This is a genomic window from Protofrankia sp. CiP3, from assembly GCF_917627345.1.
Taxonomy (GTDB): domain Bacteria; phylum Actinomycetota; class Actinomycetes; order Frankiales; family Frankiaceae; genus Protofrankia.
The window spans coordinates 1-4,314 of the sequence record NZ_CAKJTM010000164.1 but is presented as its reverse complement, the minus strand read 5'-3'; the positions used below and the strand labels follow the sequence as shown (position 1 = coordinate 4,314).

Here is a 4,314-nt window from a genome sequence, read left to right as displayed (position 1 = left end):
TCGGCGGGCGTCGGATGCACCGCGCCGGGCGGTATGCCAGCTATCGGGTGCGTCATCGCTACCCCCGGGAACGAGCCGTTGTCGGTGCTGCGGTTGGTGACGCAAAGGTACTTGACTGAACACGTTGAGCGAAAGATGGGGTGCCTGGGCGGGCAGGGGAAGGTCAGGAACCGGTCCACCGGATGGGCCAGGTCGAAGCCGGGGAGGTCGCGGGTGATCCGCATACGCCGCAGGTCGGACGGGCTGCCGGTGGTGTGGATCGAAGTCGTTATGATCATCGGTTTCTACTACACCTACACGGCGACCCGCGCGGTGGCGGACGGTTCCGTCGGCGACGCGCTCGCGGTCGGCTGGGACCTCCTGCGCATCCAGACGGATCTCCACCTCGACGTCGAGCTCGGGCTGAACCACTGGCTCCAGGGCATCCCCGTGCTCGCTGTGGCGAGCTGTTACTACTACGCGACCTTCCACTTCATCGTCACGCCCGCCACCCTCGTGTGGCTCTACCGCAGGCGTCCCGGGCACTACCTACGGGCCCGCTGGACGATCCTGTGCGCGACCGTGATCAGTCTGGTCGGGTTCATTCTGCTACCGACGGCCCCGCCGCGCCTGCTGCCCGGTGCCGGCTTCGTCGACACCATGGCGTCGTTCCACGGCTGGGGCTGGTGGGGCGGCGGTTCCAGCGCGGCGCCGCGGGGGCTGGCCGGTCTTGCCAACCAGTTCGCCGCCATGCCGTCCCTGCACTGCGCCTGGGCGTTGTGGTGCGGCTGGTATGTGGCCAGCCTCGCCCACCGCCGCTGGGTCAGGACGCTCGGCGTGGTCTATCCGGGTACGACGGCGTTCGTGGTGATAGCCACCGCCAACCACTACGTGCTCGATGCCGTCGCCGGGTGGTTGGTGCTCGGCCTCGGAGCCCTGCTGGCGGTGGTCGTCACGCGACTGGCTCGTCAGCAGTGCCGCCATGACGGCCACGCGGACCTGGTCGGCTCGCCGAGCGAGCCCACGCGGCCCGAATCGGCATCCGAGCCTGAGCCTGAGCCCGCCGGAGCCGTCAGCGCGGGGCTGGGGCAGCCGACGGCGCAGTGCCGGTCATCTGGCCGGGAAGGGCGCTGAAACACGTCCCCGCCCGGCACCCGCCCCCGCGACGGCCGCGGCCTGCGCCATCGCCGTTTGCGCAACGGCCCTTGCGTGGGCCTACCCGGTGTATGTGGTGGGCGTCCCGATGTGCGACAGTTGACCCACGGCGGGGTTGTTCGCCGTACTTTTCTGGTCCGTTGGGCCGCCCGAAGGCATCGTGGCGGCGCGTCCTGAAGGCGTTCCAGCAGATTCCGCGCGGAGACCATTTCGATGTCCTTGGTCCAACTGGCCGCGCTACGGCGGCCTCATCCCGTTGTGTTCTTGTTCTCTCTCGTCGTTGCCTGGTTGCTGATTGGGCTGCTGGCATTCGGCCTGCGGCGCGGGCCGATCGAGAACGGGCTGTCCAGGCGGGCGGCGTCGGTGGTCCGCTCCAGCGGTCAGGCCGGGGCTGAGGTGACTTTCAACGGTCAGGACGCGACCGTGCATGGGACGTTCCCCAGCGTGTCCGCCGCTGAAACGGCCCGCCAGGCTGTCGCGCGCATGTCCGGCGCGCGATCAGCCACACTGGCCGATGATGTCCAGATTGGGCCGGTGCCGGTGCCGATACCGGCCGCCGCCGTGAAGCCATTGGTGATCGATGTCAACGGAGGATCGCTCACCGTCACGGCGACCGTGCCAGGCCAGGATGCTCGGGAGCGGCTTCTGGGCGCGGCGGCCGCGGCGAGTTCCGGCACGTTGACCGGACGGGTCACGGTTGATCCCGACGTGGCCGCGCCACCGGTGACGATGCTGGCGGATCTGGTCCGTTCGCTGACAGCGGTGATTGGCGAACATCAGGTGACGATCATCGATTCCACCGCTGTCGTCGAGGGGACCGTGGCGGACGCGGACGAGCGCGCGCGCCTGGGTGCCGCGGTGCTTGCCGCGGTGCGCACCGCGCGGCCCGCGATCTCCCTCGACAATCGGCTGGCCGTGCGACCGGTGGCTCCTGATCCCGTCCGGCCGGGTGACGGTGCGGTCGACCGCCTCGCCGCTGCCGTGGCCGGAGGCCGGGTCACCTTCGCGACGGACAGTTCGGAGCTCACCGAGATCGATCGTGTTCGTCTCGACCAGATCGCGGCGGCGCTGCGCGACGGTGCGCTGGGAGTTCTGATTGCTGGTCATACCGACGCGCGAGGCTCCCAGGTGACCAACGCGGCCCTGTCACTGGCGCGCGCCCGCGCCGCAGCCGCCTACCTGGCGAGTCACGGAGTTCCGGAAGGGCGGTTGCGGGCCGCTGGGTTCGCCTCCGATTATCCGGCGGCGACCAACGACACGGACGCCGGCCGTGCCGCCAACCGCAGAGTGGAAATCTCTCCGCTTGCGCCGTAGGCCATGTGTTTGCCCTGAGTAGCCGATTTTTGTCGCTTGGCGACTGTTGTTTTTGATCTTTTTGTATGGCAAGCTCCTGGTGCGGAATATTAGGGAAGGCTTAGCTAAGAGAATCCGGCGGCAGGGCTGTAGATCAAGGAGTGGGGCTGGGGCGCGTGCTCCAGTCCCACGACACCGCGTGCGCTGTTGCCGGGCGCTCTGACCAAAAAGCTGTGGTCGACCTGGGAAGCTCTGGCCGAGTAGTGAGCATTCGTGATCATCATCCCGGTTGCGCACGACCGCTTTCCGGATGACGCGGCGAACGGCTCCAGAACAGGTGTGGTGAGGTGCGGTGCTGGTCTGCTCATGCTTTGCTGTCAACGACCGGACGTTGCGCGGCGTGATCGAATCGGGCGCGCGTGACACGTGCGAGGTGGGTGCGGTCTGTGCGGCCGGTACCGGGTGTGGTGGTTGCCTTGACGAGATCGAGGAGCTGCTGACCGACCACCGTCGGGCCCGTCCGGTCGTCCAGTCGGGCTGAGACGGTGGAGGTTCCAGGTGAGGGGCGACCCGGAGATTGTCGAACTGCTCAACGGTGTTCTCACCAATGAACTGACAGCTGTCAACCAGTACTTCCTGCACTCGCGGATGCAGGTCAACTGGGGATATCACCGGCTCGGCAAGCACACGTACGACGAGTCGATCGACGAGATGCGCCATGCGGACAAACTGGTGCATCGGGTGCTCTACCTCGGCGGTGTCCCGAACCTTCAGCGACTCAACACGCTGCGTGTCGGTGAGACCGTTGCCGAGCAGCTGAACTCCGACCGGACCCACGAGATCGAGGCATGCGGCCTCCTGCGTGCTGGAATCGTCCTGACCCGCGCCCGCGACGACGTGGGTTCAGCCGTCATCCTGGAGGACATCCTCGTCTCCGAGGAGGACCACATCGACTGGCTGGACGCCCAGATCGAGCTGCTTGCCCAGCTCGGTGAGGCGCATTACCTCGCACAGCAGATCCACGACTGATGGGATGTCGTGCCCGCCTGTGACGGCGTGAGTACTTGACCATTGGTCCGTTGGTAGCTCTCCCCGGCTGCTGAACCTGTCCGTGTGTGGGTCGGGAGGACGTCGGTGCTGTTCGTCGGGGACGGCTGGGCTGAAGATCATCACGATGTGGAGGTGCAGGAGGAGGCGGGCCGCGGGCTGGTGAAGGCGCGGCTGCCGAAGGGGCTGGCCGGGATCACCCGGCTGCCCGAGCTGGTCGGTGCGCACCTGCCCGAGGACGCTGACCCCGCCCAGGTAGTGATCGGGATCGAGAGCGATCGCGGTCCGTGGGTGTCCGCGCTGGTCACGGCGGGCTACCAGGTGATCGCGATGAACCCGTTGCAGGCCGCTCGCTACCGGGAGCGGTGCTCCACCTCGGGGGCCACGAGCGACGCCGGTGACGCGCATGCGCTGGCGGACATGGTCCGTACCGACCGCCACCAGCTGCGGGCTGTCGCTGGCGACAGCGCGCTCACGGAGGCGGTGAAGAGCATTGTCTGGGCCCATCAGACGCTGGTCTGGGACCGCACAAGGCAGGTCCAGCGGTGCGCGCGGCGTTGCTGGAGTCGTTCCCGGCCGCTGTGGCCGTGTTCGACGGCCTGGCTGCCCCGACACGGCTGTCTGAAGGCCCACACGGCCTACAACAGCAACCGCCTGGCCAGCAGTATGTCACCGAAGTAGTCGCCGCTTGACATCCAAGAACATGGGATGTCTGACCAACAGGCACGCTGCAAGGCCTGTTCCTGCGATGGTCGGGACTGTCCGGCTGTGTAAGGATGCCGCTCTGTGGCCGGGTGGGTCGGATCCCGGTATATGGCGCTGTCCGGGCCGTTCATGTCC

At 67.5% G+C, this 4,314-nt stretch carries 4 protein-coding genes and 1 pseudogene; all 5 read left to right on the top strand.

Annotated elements, in window-relative coordinates; all coding sequences use genetic code 11:
• Positions 1-213: 213 nt before the first annotated feature.
• The gene (locus MJ797_RS25210) at positions 214-1,113 is read left to right on the top strand and encodes a phosphatase PAP2 family protein (RefSeq protein ID WP_239341984.1); all 900 of its coding nucleotides are present in this window, start codon (positions 214-216) and stop codon (positions 1,111-1,113) included.
• 234 nt (positions 1,114-1,347) lie between these two features.
• Entirely contained in the window at positions 1,348-2,448 is a 1,101-nt protein-coding gene (locus tag MJ797_RS25205; RefSeq protein ID WP_239341983.1) for an OmpA family protein, read from the top strand.
• Positions 2,449-2,779: 331 nt separating this feature from the next.
• Complete coding sequence (locus tag MJ797_RS25200) at positions 2,780-2,968, top strand: bacterioferritin-associated ferredoxin (RefSeq protein ID WP_239341982.1); 189 nt, start codon at positions 2,780-2,782, stop codon at positions 2,966-2,968.
• 17 nt (positions 2,969-2,985) lie between these two features.
• Complete coding sequence (gene bfr / locus MJ797_RS25195) at positions 2,986-3,456, top strand: bacterioferritin (protein WP_239341981.1); 471 nt, start codon at positions 2,986-2,988, stop codon at positions 3,454-3,456.
• A 105-nt stretch (positions 3,457-3,561) separates the two neighbouring features.
• Positions 3,562-4,076: pseudogene (locus tag MJ797_RS25190) on the top strand (IS110 family transposase); the annotation flags it as partial.
• Positions 4,077-4,314: the final 238 nt, after the last annotated feature.

Coding starts and splice junctions, on each gene's coding strand:
- MJ797_RS25205 (WP_239341983.1), top strand. CDS start 1,348: ATGTCCTTGGTCCAACTGGCCGCGCTACGGCGGCCTCATCCCGTTGTG.